Source organism: Gallibacterium genomosp. 1 (genome assembly GCF_000771875.1).
GTDB lineage: Bacteria > Pseudomonadota > Gammaproteobacteria > Enterobacterales > Pasteurellaceae > Gallibacterium.
Window position 1 is genome coordinate 18,197 of the sequence record NZ_JPXX01000004.1, and the last position, 15,462, is coordinate 33,658.

The window sequence follows — 15,462 nt, forward strand, 5'->3', positions numbered from 1 at the left end:
AAACTAAATTACCCCCAACTTTACAGTAGTCGGAAACGGCTACTGTTTTTTTTTAATTAAATTCCTGTTTTCTTACTGATTTGTTTCCGTTATTATCGATGTGCTTTTCACAAAAATAATATTCAATAATTTAATAAGGAAGGAATTTTTATGTCTTTACGCAACACTATTGCGATGAGTTCTATGAGTGCATTTCAATGGAGCATCGTGATTATTGCAGCCATTATGAATCTGCTTGACGGTTTTGATGTTCTCGCTCTCGCATTTACCGCCACAGCAATTCGTCAGGAATTTGCATTAAGCGGTGTTGAGCTTGGTACTCTATTAAGTGCCGGATTATTAGGAATGACTGCCGGTTCACTTTTTCTCGCACCAATAGCAGACAAAATTGGACGTAGACCATTATTAATCATTGCGGTCTTATTATCTGCTATCGGAATGTTCGGTTCTGCCTTTACACCGAATCAACAATGGTTAGCGGTATGGCGCGTGATTACCGGTTTGGGCGTAGGCGGAATTTTAGTCGGCACCAACGTTCTAACCAGTGAATACTCCTCTCAACGTTGGCGTAGTTTAGCTATCAGTATCTATGCTGCCGGATTTGGTGTCGGTGCGGTTTTAGGAGGAATGTTTTCCGTAATGTTACAGGCCGAATATGGTTGGCGTTCTGTCTTTTTATCTGGTGCAGTGCTAACCGCAATCTGTTTAGTCATCGTTATTTTTTGGTTGCCAGAATCAATTGATTTTCTATTAGTGAAACAACCTAAAAATGCTGTTCAAAAACTCAATCGAATTACCGTGAAAATGGGTCTAGGCGATCAATGGCAACTGCCTGAAAAAACAGTAGAAAACCACACTTCCGCTTTGCCGTTTTCACGTCTGCTGAAGCAAGATTATCTCCGCTCTACACTCCTTTTATGGACAGCATTCTTTACCATTATGTTCAGTTTCTATTTTATTAGTTCGTGGACACCAGCTTTATTAAAAGAAGCTGGAATGACAATGGAACAAAGCGTTAGCATTGGAATGATGATTTCTCTCGGCGGTACGGTTGGCGCACTGTTTTTTGGTCTATTGGCAAGTTATTGGTCACCTAAAAAAGTATCAGTTATTTTTACAATACTTTCAGCTCTAGTGGTTGTCTGTTTTATTCTATCCGCTTCAATCCTTTGGCTGGCAATGATTCTCGGTATTTTAGTCGGTGCCTTGATCAACGGTTGTATCAGTGGGCTTTACACTTTAAACCCTAGTGTTTATGCTGCGGAAATTCGTAGCACCGGCGTAGGCACAGCGATCGGTGTCGGACGTATCGGAGCTATTTTAGCGCCAACCATCGCCGGCATTCTGTTAGATCAGGGTTGGGATAAGCAGAGCCTTTATATCGGCGTTGCCGTTGTGTTATTACTCTCCACGTTGGCGTTAAGCTATCTAAAAACTTACCAAAAAGATTAATTTTTTATGATGGCGTGTTGGCACGCCATCCATAAAAAGCGCAAATATTAGGTTTGATAACTAGCCATTATCAAAATCTTGGTTATACTGATTCCCTTTCTATTTCTGTTGTCACGATATAAGACTGTATGCAACAAACTAAGCAAAAAATGATGTTACAAGGCTTCAAAGATGCCTTCCCCGTGATGCTCGGTTTTATCCCTTTCGGTTTTGTTTTAGGCGCTCAAGCCGCCGCGCAACATATGAAAGTGTGGCAAGTGCCGTTTATGACCGGTGTAAATTTTGCCGGCGGTTCGGAATTTGCCGCAGTAGGATTATGGGCTTCACCCCCACCATTATTACTGATTGCAATGGCGACCTTATTAATCAACTGTCGTCATATTTTAATGAGTGCCGCACTCACGCCTTATTTGAAAGGCATCTCCTTGCCGAAATCACTGCTGGTGCTGTTCTTTATGTGCGATGAGTGTTGGGCATTGGCATTAAATAACATCAAGCAAAACGCGTTGCGCCAGCTCAATCTACGTTATTACTTCTGTATGGCATTGTCGCTTTACAGCACTTGGATTATCTCAACGGCGGTCGGTGCTTGGTTGGGGCCGGTATTAGGCGATATTAAACAATATGGTTTTGATATGGCTTTCGTTGCCGTATTTTTGGTGTTGCTCAAAGGAATGTGGGCGGGTTTTCGTGCGGCGATTGCTTGGTTAGTCAGTCTGTTAGTTGCAGCATTTAGTTATAAATTTATCGATGGAGCTTGGTATGTTTTATTAGGTACTGTCAGTGGTTTAATTGTGGCTTGGTGGCTGGAGAAACACAAATGAGTTGGGAAGTATTAACTATTCTATCTATGGCAGCGGTAACCTATTCGACTCGGCTTCTCGGTTTCTTTTTACTACAAAAGAAACAATTAAGTCCGACAGCAAAAAACTTATTGGCTCAAGTACCAGCGTGCGTACTAATTTCTGTTATTGCGCCGGAATTTACTAGCAGTAATCCAGCGGACTGGATCGGATTAATCATCACCTTTTTAGCGGCAATCCGTTTTTCATTTTTACCAACTGTTATTATCGGCATTATAGCAACCGGGATTGCTAGACATTTTCTTGGTTAATTCGGTTCAGCTATTCCGCCAATCGGTGGCAAATGCTAGAATACCGCCAATTTTTTTGTTTTTAATGGAATTTTGTTATGCGTACTAGTCAATATTTACTTTCAACCTTAAAAGAAACTCCAACTGATGCCGAAGTAGTCAGTCATCAATTAATGTTACGCGCAGGTATGATCCGTAAACTTGCTGCCGGTTTATACACTTGGTTGCCAACCGGTGTTCGCGTATTGAAAAAAGTGGAAAATATTGTGCGTGAAGAGATGAATAAAAGCGGTGCTATTGAAGTAATAATGCCGGTAGTTCAACCAGCTGATCTCTGGCAGGAATCTCATCGTTGGGAGCAATACGGCCCTGAATTACTCCGCTTTACCGATCGTGGCGACCGCCCATTCGTACTTGGCCCGACCCACGAAGAAGTCATCACCGATTTAGCTCGCCGTGAATTATCTTCTTATAAACAGTTGCCTATCAATCTTTATCAAATTCAAACTAAATTCCGTGATGAAGTCCGCCCACGTTTCGGGGTAATGCGTTCTCGTGAATTTATTATGAAAGATGGCTACTCTTTCCACTTGGATCGAGAAAGTCTACAACAGACTTATGATGTAATGCACCAAACTTACTGCAATATTTTCAATCGTTTAGGCTTAGATTTCCGTCCTGTTCAGGCGGATAACGGTTCTATCGGCGGCAGTGGCTCTCACGAATTCCAAGTGTTAGCAGATAGCGGAGAAGATGACATTGTCTTCTCTACCGAATCTGATTATGCTGCGAATATTGAAATGGCGGAAGCAGTTGCATTAGGCGAACGTCAAGCGGCAACAGAAGAACTTCGTATCGTTGATACACCGAATGCCAAAACAATTGCAGCATTAGTAGAACAGTTCAATTTACCGATTGAAAAAACCGTAAAAACCTTAATTGTAAAAGGTGAAGAAGAGGGCAAACTGATTGCACTACTCGTTCGTGGTGATCACGAATTAAATGAAGTTAAAGCAGAAAAATTGCCTCAAGTTGCTGCACCATTAACTTTTGCTACAGAAGAAGAAATTCGTGCCGCTGTCGGCGCCGGTCCGGGTTCATTAGGGCCACTTAATCTGCCATTGGAAATTGTCATTGATCGTACCGTTGCCAATATGAGCGACTTCGGTGCCGGTGCGAATATTGATGGAAAACACTATTTTGGTATTAACTGGGATCGTGATTTGCCAACGCCACAAATTGCCGATATCCGCAATGTAGTAGAAGGCGATCCAAGCCCTTGTGGTAAAGGAACCTTGTTAATTAAACGTGGTATTGAAGTTGGCCATATTTTCCAACTTGGTAAAAAATATTCCGAAGCTATGAAAGCTACTGTACAAGGCGAAGACGGCAAACCCCAAACAATGATGATGGGCTGTTACGGTATTGGTATTACTCGTGTGGTGGCAGCCGCAATTGAGCAAAGCCACGATGAACGAGGTATTATTTGGAGCGACACGCTTGCCCCATTCCAAGTGGCAATTGTGCCAATGAATATGCATAAATCAACCGCCGTACAACAATATGCAGAAGAGCTTTATCAAACTCTGTTAAAACAAGGTATTGAAGTATTATTTGATGACCGCAAAGAGCGTCCCGGAGTGATGTTTGCTGATATGGAATTAATCGGTATTCCACATATGATTATTATCGGTGAAAAAAACCTCGAAAAAGGTGAAATTGAATATAAATCTCGTCGTAGTGGTGAAAAACAGATGGTTGATAAACAACAACTTGTTAAATTTATTACAGAAAAATTGAAATAATGTTATATCGTTTATATGATGGGCTTGGTTATACCAAGCCCTTTGTATTTAAGCGAAATACCATAAAAATGTTCCAAATTATAAAACAACACATAAAAACATTATGCTATGAATTTATAGTTACATCTTTTCCGAATTAAATACATTTTTACAGCTGCAAACAGACAGGACTTTCAACCACTAAGGAAATTCTGATAAAAGACATTTCATAATTACAGGAGTAAACAATGTCAAAAATACAACGTTATCGTCAAGCCACAAAAGAAGCAAAAATAACGCTGCTGTTAGCCATTCTTTATGTTATTGGTTGGTGTATATGTGCTTATTTGCCTGAAAACAGCAGTGGTCCTTTAGGTTTTCCGTTATGGTTTGAATTAGCTTGTATCTATTTACCGATTCTCTTTATTGTAGTTTGCCATTGGGTAATTAAAATTTTCTTTCAGGAAATTTCTCTTGAAAACAGCGATGATAAGGAGTTGCAATGAATTTAGGTGTTATTTTCCCCCTTGTCATTTATTTAGCCTTTATTTTCGGCGCAGCATTGTATGCTTATAGCAAACGGCATCAAGGTGATTTTTTAACGGAATACTATGTCGGAAATCGTTCTATGACAGGTTTCGTATTGGCAATGACCACTGCTGCAACTTATGCCAGTGCCAGTTCTTTTGTCGGCGGTCCGGGAGCAGCTTATAAATTCGGTTTAGGCTGGGTATTATTAGCAATGATCCAAGTGCCGGTTGTCTGGTTAGCTTTAGGCACACTCGGTAAAAAATTCGCTATATTATCTCGTGAAACCAATGCACTCACCATCAATGATATTCTCTTTTATCGCTATAAAAATAAATATTTAGTCTGGATCTCCTGCTTTGCACTATTGGTGGCTTTTTTTGCAGCAATGACCGTGCAATTTATCGGTGGTGCACGTTTATTGGAAACTACTATCGGCTTAACTTATACACAAGCATTATTAATTTTCGCCATTACTGTCGGTTTATATACCTTTATCGGTGGCTTCCGTGCTGTAGTGTTAACCGATACTATTCAAGGCACAGTAATGATCCTTGGTACTATTATTCTCTTATTAGGTGTCATCTATGCCGCCGGAGGTATTGAAAAAGCGATGACTACTCTCAGCGAAATTGATCCTGCACTCGTTTCTCCTTATGGCCCGAACGAAATGTTAAGTTTCTCTTTTATGGCTTCATTCTGGGTTTTAGTCTGCTTTGGCGTCATCGGATTACCACATACTGCCGTGCGTTGTATGTCTTATAAAGACAGCAAGGCATTACATCGAGGAATGATTATCGGCACAATTGTTTTGACAATTGTAATGTTCGGAATGCATCTCGCTGGGGCATTGGGAAGAGCGGTTATTCCTGATTTAACTATCCCCGATCAAGTCATTCCGGCATTAATGGTAAAAGTATTGCCACCAATTATTGCCGGCATTTTCCTCGCTGCACCAATGTCTGCCATTATGTCAACCATTGATGCTCAACTTATTCAATCTTCCTCTATTTTTGTAAAGGATCTTTATCTTTCCGCCAAACCTGAAGCGGCAAAAGATCAGAAAAAAATCAGCCGTTTCTCAACTGTATTGACGCTGACGTTAAGCGCATTATTAGTGCTTGCCGCATTAAATCCACCTGATATGATTATTTGGCTCAATTTATTTGCTTTCGGCGGTTTGGAAGCTGCCTTTTTATGGGTTATTATTCTCGGACTTTATTGGGATAAAGCCAACGCTTACGGTGGAATCGCATCGATGATCACCGGTCTTGGTGTTTATATTGGCTTTACTACCGCAGCGATTAAACCATTCGGATTACATGCAATCGTGCCTTCACTTGCACTGGGTTTAATCGCTTTTTTAATTGCAAACAAATTTGGTGAAAAACAGATAAAGGATAATTATGGCTTGGCTACAAATTAGATTAAACAGCACAAATGAACTGGCAGAACAACTTAGTGATTGTTTAGAAGAGTTAGGTGCGGTATCCGTTACCTTTATGGATAGCAAAGATACGCCGATTTTTGAACCATTACCCGGAGAAACTCGTCTTTGGGGAAATACCGATGTAATGGCATTGTTCGATGCAGAAACTGATATGCAAGAGATTGTTGCAGCCTTGCGTGAACAGGGACAAATTCAGCAACAAACGGCTTACAAAATTGAGCAAATCGAAGACAAAGATTGGGAACGTGAATGGATGGATAATTTCCATCCGCTTAAATTCGGCAAAAGATTATGGATCTGCCCAAGCTGGCGTGAAATTCCTGATCCAACCGCCGTTAATGTGATGTTAGATCCGGGTCTTGCGTTTGGCACCGGCACACATCCAACAACCGCCCTCTGTTTAGAGTGGCTTGATTCCCTTGATTTACAAGATAAAACTATTATTGATTTCGGTTGTGGTTCTGGCATTCTCGCTATTGCCGCCCTAAAATTGGGAGCAAAAAACGCAATAGGTATTGATATTGATCCACAAGCGATCCAAGCCAGTCGTGAAAATGCTAAACGCAACGGTGTAGAAGATCGTTTACAGCTCTATCTTTCTGCCGATACACCGAACGATCTTAAAGCAGATGTAGTTGTTGCCAATATTCTAGCCGGCCCATTAAAAGAACTTGCACCTATCATCTCATCATTAGTGATTCCTCAGGGAAAACTCGGACTTTCCGGCGTGTTATTCACACAAAGTGAAGCGGTCGCCGCAGCTTATGCCGATCAATTCGAACTCGATCCGATAGCGGAGCGTGAAGAGTGGTGTCGAATCACCGGCAACAAAAAGTAACCAATTTTTATAACCTTTAGTTATAAAAAAATACAATCAGCTATTTTAACTCTTTGGATAGTCACGTTAGACTGCTCAAAGAGTTTTAAAACATTTTAAGGAAAATAGTGATGAAAACGATTAAACAATACTTAAAAACTACATTTTTAGTTACATTAAGCTTTGCTTTAGCTCAATCCGCATTTGCATTAAGCAACGAAGAAGCGGCTGCCGATTTAGCCAAACGTGTTAACGACAAAGGCACAATCGTGGTCGGTACCGAAGGTACCTATCCTCCATTTACTTACCACGATGAATCAGGAAAATTGACCGGATATGATGTTGAATTAGCTCGCCTAGTAGCCAGCGAACTCGGAGTGAAAGTAGAATTCAAAGAAACGCAATGGGATGCAATGCTTTCCGGATTAAATAACCACCGCTTTGATCTTGTCGCCAATCAGGTTGCATTAACTACACCTGAACGCCGTGCAAAATATGACAAATCCCTAGAATATAGCTATTCCGGTGCAGTTGCCGTAGCACGCAAAGGCGACCAACGTATTAAAGAGTGGGCGGATCTTAAAGGATTAAAATCAGCACAATCTTTTACCAGTAACTATGGTGAATTAGCCACCAAAAACGGTGCGGAAATTATCGGGGTTGACGGTTTGGCTCAAGCATTACAATTAGTGTTACAGAATCGAGCCGATGTAACTTTAAATGACCGTTTAGCGGTGTTAGATTTCTTACACAAACATCCGAATGCAAATCTTGAAATTGTTCTACGCGATAAAAACCAACTCGGTTCAGGTTTTATCTTTAATAAAGGCAATACTGCCGCGATTGAGAAAGTAAATGCCGCCATTGAGAAATTGAAAAAAGAGGGAAAATTAAAACAGCTGTCAGAACAATTTTTCGGTGAAGATGTTTCCACTATTCAGTAAAAACCTTTTATCAAAACACCTTTATTAATAATAGACTGCCCTTATAGATTAAAATCCTATAGGGGCAGTTGTTTTATAGAAAGATTTTTATTGGTCAAAATACATTATTAACAATATGAACTAACATCGCCACCACACTATTAATAATGTACAATTTTAACGACATTACTGAACATCAAGGAAAATTATGCAGAAATTCTTACAACACCTTATTCAGCATCTCATTATTTTAATTAAAGTTTTTTCATATAAATTCAACCAGAACAAGTTATCGCAAGCGGCAGGTTATTTAACTTACAGCACAACATTGGCAATAGTGCCATTATTAATGGTAATTTTTGCCTTTTTTGCTGCCTTTCCGGTATTCAACGATGTGGTGCAGGATTTCCAACAATTTATTTTCTCTAATTTTGCCCCCTCAGTTAGCCATACTGTTGAACAATACATAACCGTTTTTATTGCTAACACAAAAAAAATGAGTGGAATCAGTATTATCGGCTTAATTATTGTAGCACTGATGTTGATTAAATCGATTGATACTACGCTTAATGATATTTGGTCAAACAGCAAAAAACGCTCAACACTCTACTCCTTTTCTATCTACTGGATGATTCTGACATTAGGACCAATTTTTATCGCCACTAGTATCGGCGTGAGTTCCTATCTCTTTTCCAGCACATTTTTCACCTATAAAACCGGTCTGCCGTTCGGACTAAAATTACTTAGTTTTGTGCCATTTCTTCTCTCTTGGTTAGCATTCACCTGCATTTATACAATTGTGCCGAACACCAAAGTAAATGTAAAACACGCTGCCTGCGGCGCCTTAATCGCGGCAATTTTCTTCACTCTCGGTAAAGCCTGTTTTACTTGGTATATGAAATCATTTCCCTCTTACCAGCTAATTTACGGTGCGTTAGCTACACTGCCGATTATGATTTTGTGGATACACCTCAGTTGGACATTTATTCTGCTAGGAGCTCAATTAACAGCGGTATTGGATGATTTGGATAAAATGAAAAAACGTTATTCTGATCAAGATTTAACTTATATTTATCAAAAAATTAGATTAGACAATTCACAGGAAAACAGCAATGATTGCACTGATTCAACGCGTTAAAAATGCAAATGTTAAAGTTAATCAAACTATTGTTGGCGAAATCGAGCAAGGTATTTTAGTGCTGCTTGGTGTAGAACAGGGTGATGATCAAAACAAAGCTGATCGCCTTGCTGAAAAAGTATTGAATTATCGCATTTTCAGCGATGAAAACGGCAAAATGAATTTAAATGTACAACAAATTCAGGGCGAATTATTAGTCGTTTCACAATTTACCTTAGCTGCCGACACTAAAAAAGGGTTACGACCAAGTTTCAGCCGATCTGGCGATCCTGAATCAGCACAAGTACTTTATCACTATTTTGTAGAAAAATGTCGTGAAAATATACCAGTACAAACCGGACAATTTGCCGCTGATATGCAAGTATCGTTAATCAATGATGGACCGGTCACATTTTGGTTACAGGTTTAAAATTGACCTTAATGATAACGGATTGCCTATTAATCAAATAATTAAAAAACCCTCGCATAAACGAGGGTTTTGAAAAAGCATTTTAAAATTAGTTTAAACGCTCTTTAATACGTGCAGATTTACCGCTACGTTCACGTAAGTAGTAAAGTTTAGCTTTACGAACCGCACCTTTACGTTTTACAGTGATGCTATCAACGATTGGAGAGTGAGTTTGGAAAACACGTTCAACCCCAACACCGTTTGACACTTTACGTAGAGTAAATGCTGAATGCAAGCCACGGTTACGAATTGCAATAACCACACCTTCGAACGCTTGCAAACGTCTTTTACTACCTTCAACAACCCATACTTTCACTTCCAATGTGTCACCAGGACGGAAGCTTGGCACGTTTTGCTTTAATTGTTCTTGTTCAAGTTGTTTAATAATGTTACTCATAATAAATACCTTATTCCTAGATGTAACTGAATCTATTTCTTTTGCTGCTGATACTCTTGTTGAGCCTGCTTCAGCAACAACCTTTGTTCGTCAGTCAGAGCTAGGCCTTCTAATAGCTCAGGCCGGCGTAGCCACGTTCGTTGCAATGACTGTTTTAATCGCCATTTACGAATTTCTTCGTGGTTACCGGACATCAAAACCGGCGGCACAACCAATCCATCAAGCACTTCAGGACGCGTGTAATGTGGGCAATCCAACAAACCGTCAACAAAAGAATCCTCTTCTGCCGAAGCCTGTTTTCCCAACACGCCCGGAACAAATCGCGCAACGGCATCAATCAATGTCATTGCCGGCAACTCTCCACCGGTCAAAACATAATCACCGATTGACCACTCTTCATCAATCTCCGTTTCAATAACGCGCTCATCAATACCTTCGTAACGCCCACAAACCAAAATCATCTTTTGATTTTTAGCTAGCTGCTCCACGCCAGCCTGATTAAGCTTTCGCCCTTGCGGTGAAAGATAAATCACCTTTGCTCCATCGCCCGCTTCTGCCTTTGCCGCTTGGATAGCATCTCTTAACGGCTGCACCATCATCAACATTCCCGGCCCACCACCATAAGGGCGATCATCAACCGTCTTATGTTTATCGTGCGTAAAATCTCGAGGATTCCAACAATGCAATTGCAAAAGCTCGTGCTTTATGGCTCTACTTGTTACCCCAAATTCTGTAATAGCTTTAAACATTTCAGGGAATAATGTAATTACACCAATCCACATATGGATACCTCAATGTTCATTAAGCCAACAGAATTACCTGAGGTTAGAAACCAGCGTCCCAGTCCACCTCAATCACTTTGGTGCTGAGATCCACTCTTTTAACTACTGTATCAATATACGGAATTAACCGCTCTTGTTTTGCGAAAGCATCTTTGCTATTCGCCTGAACTACCAAAACATCGTTTGAACCTGTTTCTATTAATTCGCTGACAACACCCATATCGTATCCCTGCAAATTAATCACACGACAACCGATTAAATCGTGCCAGTAAAACTCCCCTTCATCTAATTTAGGAAGTTGGTTCAAATCCACACCAATTTCAATATTGGCTAATGCCTGTGCCTGTTCACGATCATCAACCCCTTTAATCTTCACAATCAAATCTTGACTATGATGACGCCAACCTTCAATTTCTACCGGTTGCCACTGTTTTTTAATGTTTAAAAACCACGGTTGATAATCAAAAATACTTTCTGCATATTCGGTAGATGAATAAACACGCAACCAACCACGAATACCATAAGTTGAACCAAGTTTACCTACGACACCGATTTTTTGCTGTTCCATTTCAACCACCTACGCTTTCAATTAAGCTGCTTGTTTCGCTTCTTTTACTAAAGTAGCAACACGATCTGATAAAGATGCACCTTTGCTTACCCAATCTTCTACGCGTGCTAAATCAATGCGTAAACGTTCTGCATTACCAGAAGCGATTGGATTAAAGAAGCCGATACGTTCGATGAAACGGCCATCACGAGGGTAACGGCTGTCTGCAACGACAATTTGATAGAATGGGCGTTTTTTAGCTCCGCCACGAGATAAACGAATGGTTACCATAACCTTCCTCTAAAATATTGATAGTAAAAAAAGAAAACCCCGTTCGAAGTAGGGGCGTTAATTGCTTATTGCTAACAATGCTGTTAAAACCAAGCACCCGATACAAAAAGCCGTAGAATTTTACCTTTTCCCACAGAAAAATCAATAATTGACCGGTTTTATTTTAGAGATTTCCCTAAGATATGATAGATTACTTAGCGATAATCAAAAATGGATAACATCAAATAACAGTCGGCGGTGCCGCTGTTGGTGGTGTTATCGGTCATCAAGTCGGAAAATAATCTTAATTAAATTCCCTCCTGAGCGAGGGAATTTTCAAATCTGTATTCGCCTCGTTAAATGCTCGGCAAAATGCTATTGTTCTCTATCTACCTATATATCTGCTAATAACAACAAACGTTTATAACATTCCAATATCTGTAAAAAATTGTCGATAAATTTCTGCTTTCTTTGCTAATGCTAATGGGTAAGCTCGTGATGATGAAGGAAGACGATAAAGCTGATATTGTCGCTGTGCAATTGTGATTGAAGTATTCTCACCATTTTTTAACATTACTCTTTCTTCATCAAGCAAAGAAAGCAATGTTTCAGTCGCTTTTTCACCAGCAGTCATAATCACTTTACATTGAGGAATTTGTGCTAACACTTCAGTGAGGTTGATCGGTTCAATAATCTGCAAAAATTTATCAGAGGCATTCCCCTGCTGACGAAAAATTTTATAACCGCTATCAAAAACGGCGATCCCTTTTGCACGCAAAAACTGTTCAATTTTTTCTTGATTAAAAGCAGTTTTATCGCTGTTTAGGAAATAATCTTTATTATTAAAAAAGACCGTACCATAAATACGCCACATATCATTTTGAAAATTCGGATAGTAAAAATTCATTTTCCAACGTGCTTTCGGTGGTGGAAAACTGCCCAACATCAACATTGTGGCATTGGTAGGTAAGAAAGGTTGTAACGGATGTATTTCAATATTGTTCTCTATCATAAATAAGAGCTTAAGACACTATATAAAAGAAAAACTCGCACTAATAAAATTAGCGCGAGTAGTTAAGAAATTGACAATTAAGCAACTAACTGTTTCAAAATACGGCGGATAGGCTCTGCCGCACCCCATAATAATTGGTCACCAACAGTAAATGCGGCTAAGTATTCCGGCCCCATATTAAGTTTGCGTAAACGTCCAACTGGCACGCTCAATGTTCCAGTTACTTTTGCCGGTGTTAATTCACGCAATGTGGTTTCTTTGTCGTTAGGAATCACTTTCACCCATTGATTGTGAGAAGCTAAAATCTGTTCGATTTCCGCTAACGGTAAATCTTTTTTCATTTTGATAGTGAATGCTTGGCTGTGGCAACGTAATGCACCAATCCGCACACATAAGCCATCAATTGGCACCGGATTATCGGATAAACCTAAAATCTTGTTGGTTTCGGCATAACCTTTCCACTCTTCTTTGGTTTGACCACTTTCTAACAATTTATCGATCCATGGAATTAAACTACCACCAAGCGCTGCACCAAAATTTTCTGTTGGGAAATCTTCAGCTCGCATTTTGGCAGTAACTGCACGTTCAATATCTAAAATAGAGGAAGATGGATTTGCCAATTCAGGCGCAACCACATCGTGAAGTTCGCCCATTTGCAATAATAATTCACGCATATTTTTTGCACCAGCACCGGAAGCAGCTTGATAAGTTGCCACCGAAACCCATTCAACCAAATCACGTTCAAATAGACCGCCTAATGCCATTAACATCAAACTAACGGTACAGTTTCCGCCGACATAGGTTTTAATGCCGTTTTTCAAGCCTTGATCGATCACGTGTTGGTTCACCGGATCAAGCACAATAATCGCCTCTTTCTCCATACGCAATGCGGAAGCGGCGTCAACCCAATATCCATCCCAACCAGTAGCACGCAATTTTTTATAAACTTCATTGGTGTAATCACCACCTTGGCAAGTTACAATAATCTCTTGTTGCTTTAATGCCTCAAGATCATAAGCATCTAATAAAACGCCAGCAGCTTTTCCGGCATAATCAGGTGCAGGTTGCCCTGCTTGAGATGTGGTAAAAAAAGTAGGTGTGATATTAATAAAATCCTGCTCTTGTTGCATACGCTCCATTAATACAGAACCGACCATACCACGCCAACCAATAAAACCGACTTTTTTCATATTGTACCTCATTAGTTAATTTCAAATGTTCCAACTATAGCGCAACACTTAGCCCTACAATCTGTTGATTTTGTTGATAAATGCTGTGTTTTTAAATAAGCATTAATTAATTACCGCATAATATGAATTAAATCAATAGAAAATACAAAAAATATAAAGGCAAAATAAATATTTTTCAACAACTTATCTTTTGTCAATAAAAAATACTGTATATTTAAACAGTATTTTTACTGTAACTATTTGATTTTTTATTGATATACTAATTTTAATGTCAGATTGGTAGAGAAGAGATAAAATGGCAAGATCATTCCGTGTTTTTGCCGTCATTGCGGCTATAAGGCATATATCAAAAGATCGGTAAGGGAACACTCCGATCTAACAAAATTGTACTGCGTATGCACTAACCCATCTTGTAATCATTCGTTCGTGCAAAACGTCGAATATGCATACACGACAAGAACATCTGATTTAGTGCAAAACGATTTAATATTAAATTTAATCAATAATCTATCAAAAGACGACAAAAACAAAATTTTCGAACATCTCCAACAAAAAAACCGCTAAAAAGCGGTTTTTTATTATGCTGAAAGTAATTTATCTGTTGCAAGTTGTGCCAAAAAACCACTACGGCTTTTATACTCTGGATGTGTTGCAATAAACGCATCAATTTTATGTAATAACAACGCTGGTAGAGTAATATTAATTTTTTCCGCTTTACCCATTAAATGCGACAAATCAACATCTACAAAAGTAAAAGTAAACCCCTCAAACTCTTTATTATTCATATGTGCTTTTATATCGGTTGGCAAAGGAAACTCTTCACCATCTTCTAACATTCCCTCGATATGAAAAGCGATAGCTTCTTTTGCATTAATATACGCCTCTTCTAATGTATCTCCAGCAGAAAAACAACCTGGCACATCAGGCACAATTACCCCAAAAGCGTGTTTATCATCACCCATTTCAATTCCAATCGGATATAACATATAAACCTCTCTTTTTATAAAAGGGGCTTATTTCAAGCCCGCTTGTTTTAATATTGAATTTACCGTTTTTATTTGTAAATCCTTTTTGGGATGCGGAACTGTTGTCCGCCCTTTCTTTATTGGATGTTTAAATTGATGATGACTACCAACCACATTCACCAAGTACCACCCATCTTTTTCAAGCATTTTTATTAATGTTTTACTATCCACCTTTTATCTTCCTGCCGTTTATTTAGTGGTTATTATACCTACTTTTATTATTATGTCAATAATTTTGTAGGTATAGTGGTTATTATTATATAAAAAGTAATAACAAAAAAGAAAATATTTTGTAAAAATGGAGTGAAAAATCAAGATTTTAAATGACAAATCGCCTCAATAGTATTAGACTCGTCAACGCTAGTTATAGATAATAATATTATTTTCAATGTTATAATTTATCTTATTGGTGGTACAATGATTATGTAAAAAATCTGATTTTTTTAAAATGTAATTTTAGGTGTATTTGGTAAAAAACAGGATAAATTCATTTTGTCGAATGGCTAAAATATAAGTTTTTTCAATAAGTTAAATGAAAATCCCCCCCCCCGCACTTCTATAAGTAAAGTGAATTTATGTTTTAATTTACCTTTTATTTTAATGTTT

The 15,462-nt window shown here is 38.9% G+C and carries 19 protein-coding genes; 11 read left to right on the forward strand and 8 right to left on the reverse strand.

Annotated elements, in window-relative coordinates; all coding sequences use genetic code 11:
- Positions 1-150: 150 nt before the first annotated feature.
- From JP36_RS01160 to dtd, 10 genes are all read left to right on the forward strand, one after another.
- Entirely contained in the window at positions 151-1,452 is a 1,302-nt protein-coding gene (locus JP36_RS01160) for an MFS transporter (RefSeq protein ID WP_039171138.1), read from the forward strand.
- 128 nt (positions 1,453-1,580) lie between these two features.
- Entirely contained in the window at positions 1,581-2,276 is a 696-nt protein-coding gene (locus tag JP36_RS01165) for an AzlC family ABC transporter permease (RefSeq protein WP_234702135.1), read from the forward strand.
- Complete coding sequence (locus JP36_RS01170; RefSeq protein ID WP_013746324.1) at positions 2,273-2,566, forward strand: AzlD family protein; 294 nt, start codon at positions 2,273-2,275, stop codon at positions 2,564-2,566. The genes JP36_RS01165 and JP36_RS01170 overlap by 4 nt, the downstream gene beginning before the upstream one ends.
- A 77-nt stretch (positions 2,567-2,643) precedes the next feature.
- Positions 2,644-4,350: a proline--tRNA ligase gene (proS, locus tag JP36_RS01175; protein WP_039171143.1), complete on the forward strand. Its 1,707-nt coding sequence runs from the start codon at positions 2,644-2,646 to the stop codon at positions 4,348-4,350.
- Between the two features lie 227 nt (positions 4,351-4,577).
- Positions 4,578-4,835 (forward strand): YhdT family protein, encoded by a 258-nt coding sequence (locus tag JP36_RS01180; RefSeq protein ID WP_021460903.1) that lies wholly within the window; start codon positions 4,578-4,580, stop codon positions 4,833-4,835.
- A complete protein-coding gene (gene panF / locus JP36_RS01185) occupies positions 4,832-6,283 on the forward strand; it encodes a sodium/pantothenate symporter (RefSeq protein WP_039171146.1) in 1,452 nt (483 codons plus the stop codon). The genes JP36_RS01180 and panF overlap by 4 nt, the downstream gene beginning before the upstream one ends.
- Positions 6,264-7,145, forward strand: a complete 882-nt coding sequence (gene prmA / locus JP36_RS01190) for a 50S ribosomal protein L11 methyltransferase (RefSeq protein ID WP_039171149.1) — start codon at positions 6,264-6,266, stop codon at positions 7,143-7,145. Before panF ends, prmA begins: the two co-directional genes overlap by 20 nt.
- A gap of 110 nt (positions 7,146-7,255) precedes the next feature.
- Positions 7,256-8,068: a transporter substrate-binding domain-containing protein gene (locus JP36_RS01195; RefSeq protein WP_039171151.1), complete on the forward strand. Its 813-nt coding sequence runs from the start codon at positions 7,256-7,258 to the stop codon at positions 8,066-8,068.
- Positions 8,069-8,255: 187 nt separating this feature from the next.
- Positions 8,256-9,185, forward strand: coding sequence for a virulence factor BrkB family protein (locus JP36_RS01200; protein ID WP_039171154.1), 930 nt, complete (start codon positions 8,256-8,258; stop codon positions 9,183-9,185).
- Positions 9,160-9,594, forward strand: a complete 435-nt coding sequence (gene dtd / locus JP36_RS01205) for a D-aminoacyl-tRNA deacylase (RefSeq protein WP_039095969.1) — start codon at positions 9,160-9,162, stop codon at positions 9,592-9,594. The genes JP36_RS01200 and dtd overlap by 26 nt, the downstream gene beginning before the upstream one ends.
- 88 nt (positions 9,595-9,682) lie before the next feature.
- Here dtd and rplS read toward each other — a convergent pair whose 3' ends face one another.
- From rplS to asd, 6 genes are all read right to left on the reverse strand, one after another.
- Complete coding sequence (rplS, locus tag JP36_RS01210; protein ID WP_013746341.1) at positions 9,683-10,030, reverse strand: 50S ribosomal protein L19; 348 nt, start codon at positions 10,028-10,030, stop codon at positions 9,683-9,685.
- Between the two features lie 32 nt (positions 10,031-10,062).
- Complete coding sequence (gene trmD / locus JP36_RS01215; RefSeq protein WP_039142788.1) at positions 10,063-10,812, reverse strand: tRNA (guanosine(37)-N1)-methyltransferase TrmD; 750 nt, start codon at positions 10,810-10,812, stop codon at positions 10,063-10,065.
- 43 nt (positions 10,813-10,855) lie between these two features.
- Positions 10,856-11,380 carry a ribosome maturation factor RimM gene (rimM, locus tag JP36_RS01220; RefSeq protein ID WP_039142786.1) on the reverse strand — a complete coding sequence of 175 codons (525 nt, stop codon included), beginning with the start codon at positions 11,378-11,380 and terminating at the stop codon, positions 10,856-10,858.
- 21 nt (positions 11,381-11,401) lie between these two features.
- Positions 11,402-11,650, reverse strand: a complete 249-nt coding sequence (rpsP, locus tag JP36_RS01225) for a 30S ribosomal protein S16 (RefSeq protein WP_018345954.1) — start codon at positions 11,648-11,650, stop codon at positions 11,402-11,404.
- A gap of 400 nt (positions 11,651-12,050) precedes the next feature.
- Positions 12,051-12,641 carry a DNA glycosylase gene (locus tag JP36_RS01230; protein ID WP_039147381.1) on the reverse strand — a complete coding sequence of 197 codons (591 nt, stop codon included), beginning with the start codon at positions 12,639-12,641 and terminating at the stop codon, positions 12,051-12,053.
- A gap of 77 nt (positions 12,642-12,718) precedes the next feature.
- On the reverse strand, positions 12,719-13,831 hold the full coding sequence (asd, locus tag JP36_RS01235) for an aspartate-semialdehyde dehydrogenase (protein WP_021461946.1): 1,113 nt from the start codon (positions 13,829-13,831) through the stop codon (positions 12,719-12,721).
- 306 nt (positions 13,832-14,137) lie between these two features.
- Between asd and JP36_RS11935 the strand changes: the two genes are divergently transcribed.
- A complete protein-coding gene (locus JP36_RS11935; protein ID WP_418904656.1) occupies positions 14,138-14,395 on the forward strand; it encodes an ogr/Delta-like zinc finger family protein in 258 nt (85 codons plus the stop codon).
- A gap of 14 nt (positions 14,396-14,409) precedes the next feature.
- Here the strand turns inward: JP36_RS11935 and JP36_RS01240 are convergent, their stop codons facing one another.
- Together JP36_RS01240 and JP36_RS01245 are read right to left on the reverse strand one after the other, a co-directional pair.
- On the reverse strand, positions 14,410-14,817 hold the full coding sequence (locus JP36_RS01240) for a type II toxin-antitoxin system HicB family antitoxin (RefSeq protein ID WP_013746351.1): 408 nt from the start codon (positions 14,815-14,817) through the stop codon (positions 14,410-14,412).
- Between the two features lie 27 nt (positions 14,818-14,844).
- Complete coding sequence (locus JP36_RS01245; protein WP_039133250.1) at positions 14,845-15,027, reverse strand: type II toxin-antitoxin system HicA family toxin; 183 nt, start codon at positions 15,025-15,027, stop codon at positions 14,845-14,847.
- Between the last annotated feature and the right edge of the window lie 435 nt (positions 15,028-15,462).

Coding starts and splice junctions, on each gene's coding strand:
- prmA (WP_039171149.1), top strand. CDS start 6,264: ATGGCTTGGCTACAAATTAGATTAAACAGCACAAATGAACTGGCAGAA.
- rimM (WP_039142786.1), bottom strand. CDS start 11,380: ATGGAACAGCAAAAAATCGGTGTCGTAGGTAAACTTGGTTCAACTTAT.
- JP36_RS01165 (WP_234702135.1), top strand. CDS start 1,581: ATGCAACAAACTAAGCAAAAAATGATGTTACAAGGCTTCAAAGATGCC.
- trmD (WP_039142788.1), bottom strand. CDS start 10,812: ATGTGGATTGGTGTAATTACATTATTCCCTGAAATGTTTAAAGCTATT.
- rpsP (WP_018345954.1), bottom strand. CDS start 11,650: ATGGTAACCATTCGTTTATCTCGTGGCGGAGCTAAAAAACGCCCATTC.
- rplS (WP_013746341.1), bottom strand. CDS start 10,030: ATGAGTAACATTATTAAACAACTTGAACAAGAACAATTAAAGCAAAAC.
- JP36_RS01160 (WP_039171138.1), top strand. CDS start 151: ATGTCTTTACGCAACACTATTGCGATGAGTTCTATGAGTGCATTTCAA.
- asd (WP_021461946.1), bottom strand. CDS start 13,831: ATGAAAAAAGTCGGTTTTATTGGTTGGCGTGGTATGGTCGGTTCTGTA.
- JP36_RS01195 (WP_039171151.1), top strand. CDS start 7,256: ATGAAAACGATTAAACAATACTTAAAAACTACATTTTTAGTTACATTA.
- JP36_RS01180 (WP_021460903.1), top strand. CDS start 4,578: ATGTCAAAAATACAACGTTATCGTCAAGCCACAAAAGAAGCAAAAATA.
- JP36_RS01230 (WP_039147381.1), bottom strand. CDS start 12,641: ATGATAGAGAACAATATTGAAATACATCCGTTACAACCTTTCTTACCT.
- proS (WP_039171143.1), top strand. CDS start 2,644: ATGCGTACTAGTCAATATTTACTTTCAACCTTAAAAGAAACTCCAACT.
- panF (WP_039171146.1), top strand. CDS start 4,832: ATGAATTTAGGTGTTATTTTCCCCCTTGTCATTTATTTAGCCTTTATT.
- JP36_RS01200 (WP_039171154.1), top strand. CDS start 8,256: ATGCAGAAATTCTTACAACACCTTATTCAGCATCTCATTATTTTAATT.
- JP36_RS01240 (WP_013746351.1), bottom strand. CDS start 14,817: ATGTTATATCCGATTGGAATTGAAATGGGTGATGATAAACACGCTTTT.
- dtd (WP_039095969.1), top strand. CDS start 9,160: ATGATTGCACTGATTCAACGCGTTAAAAATGCAAATGTTAAAGTTAAT.
- JP36_RS01170 (WP_013746324.1), top strand. CDS start 2,273: ATGAGTTGGGAAGTATTAACTATTCTATCTATGGCAGCGGTAACCTAT.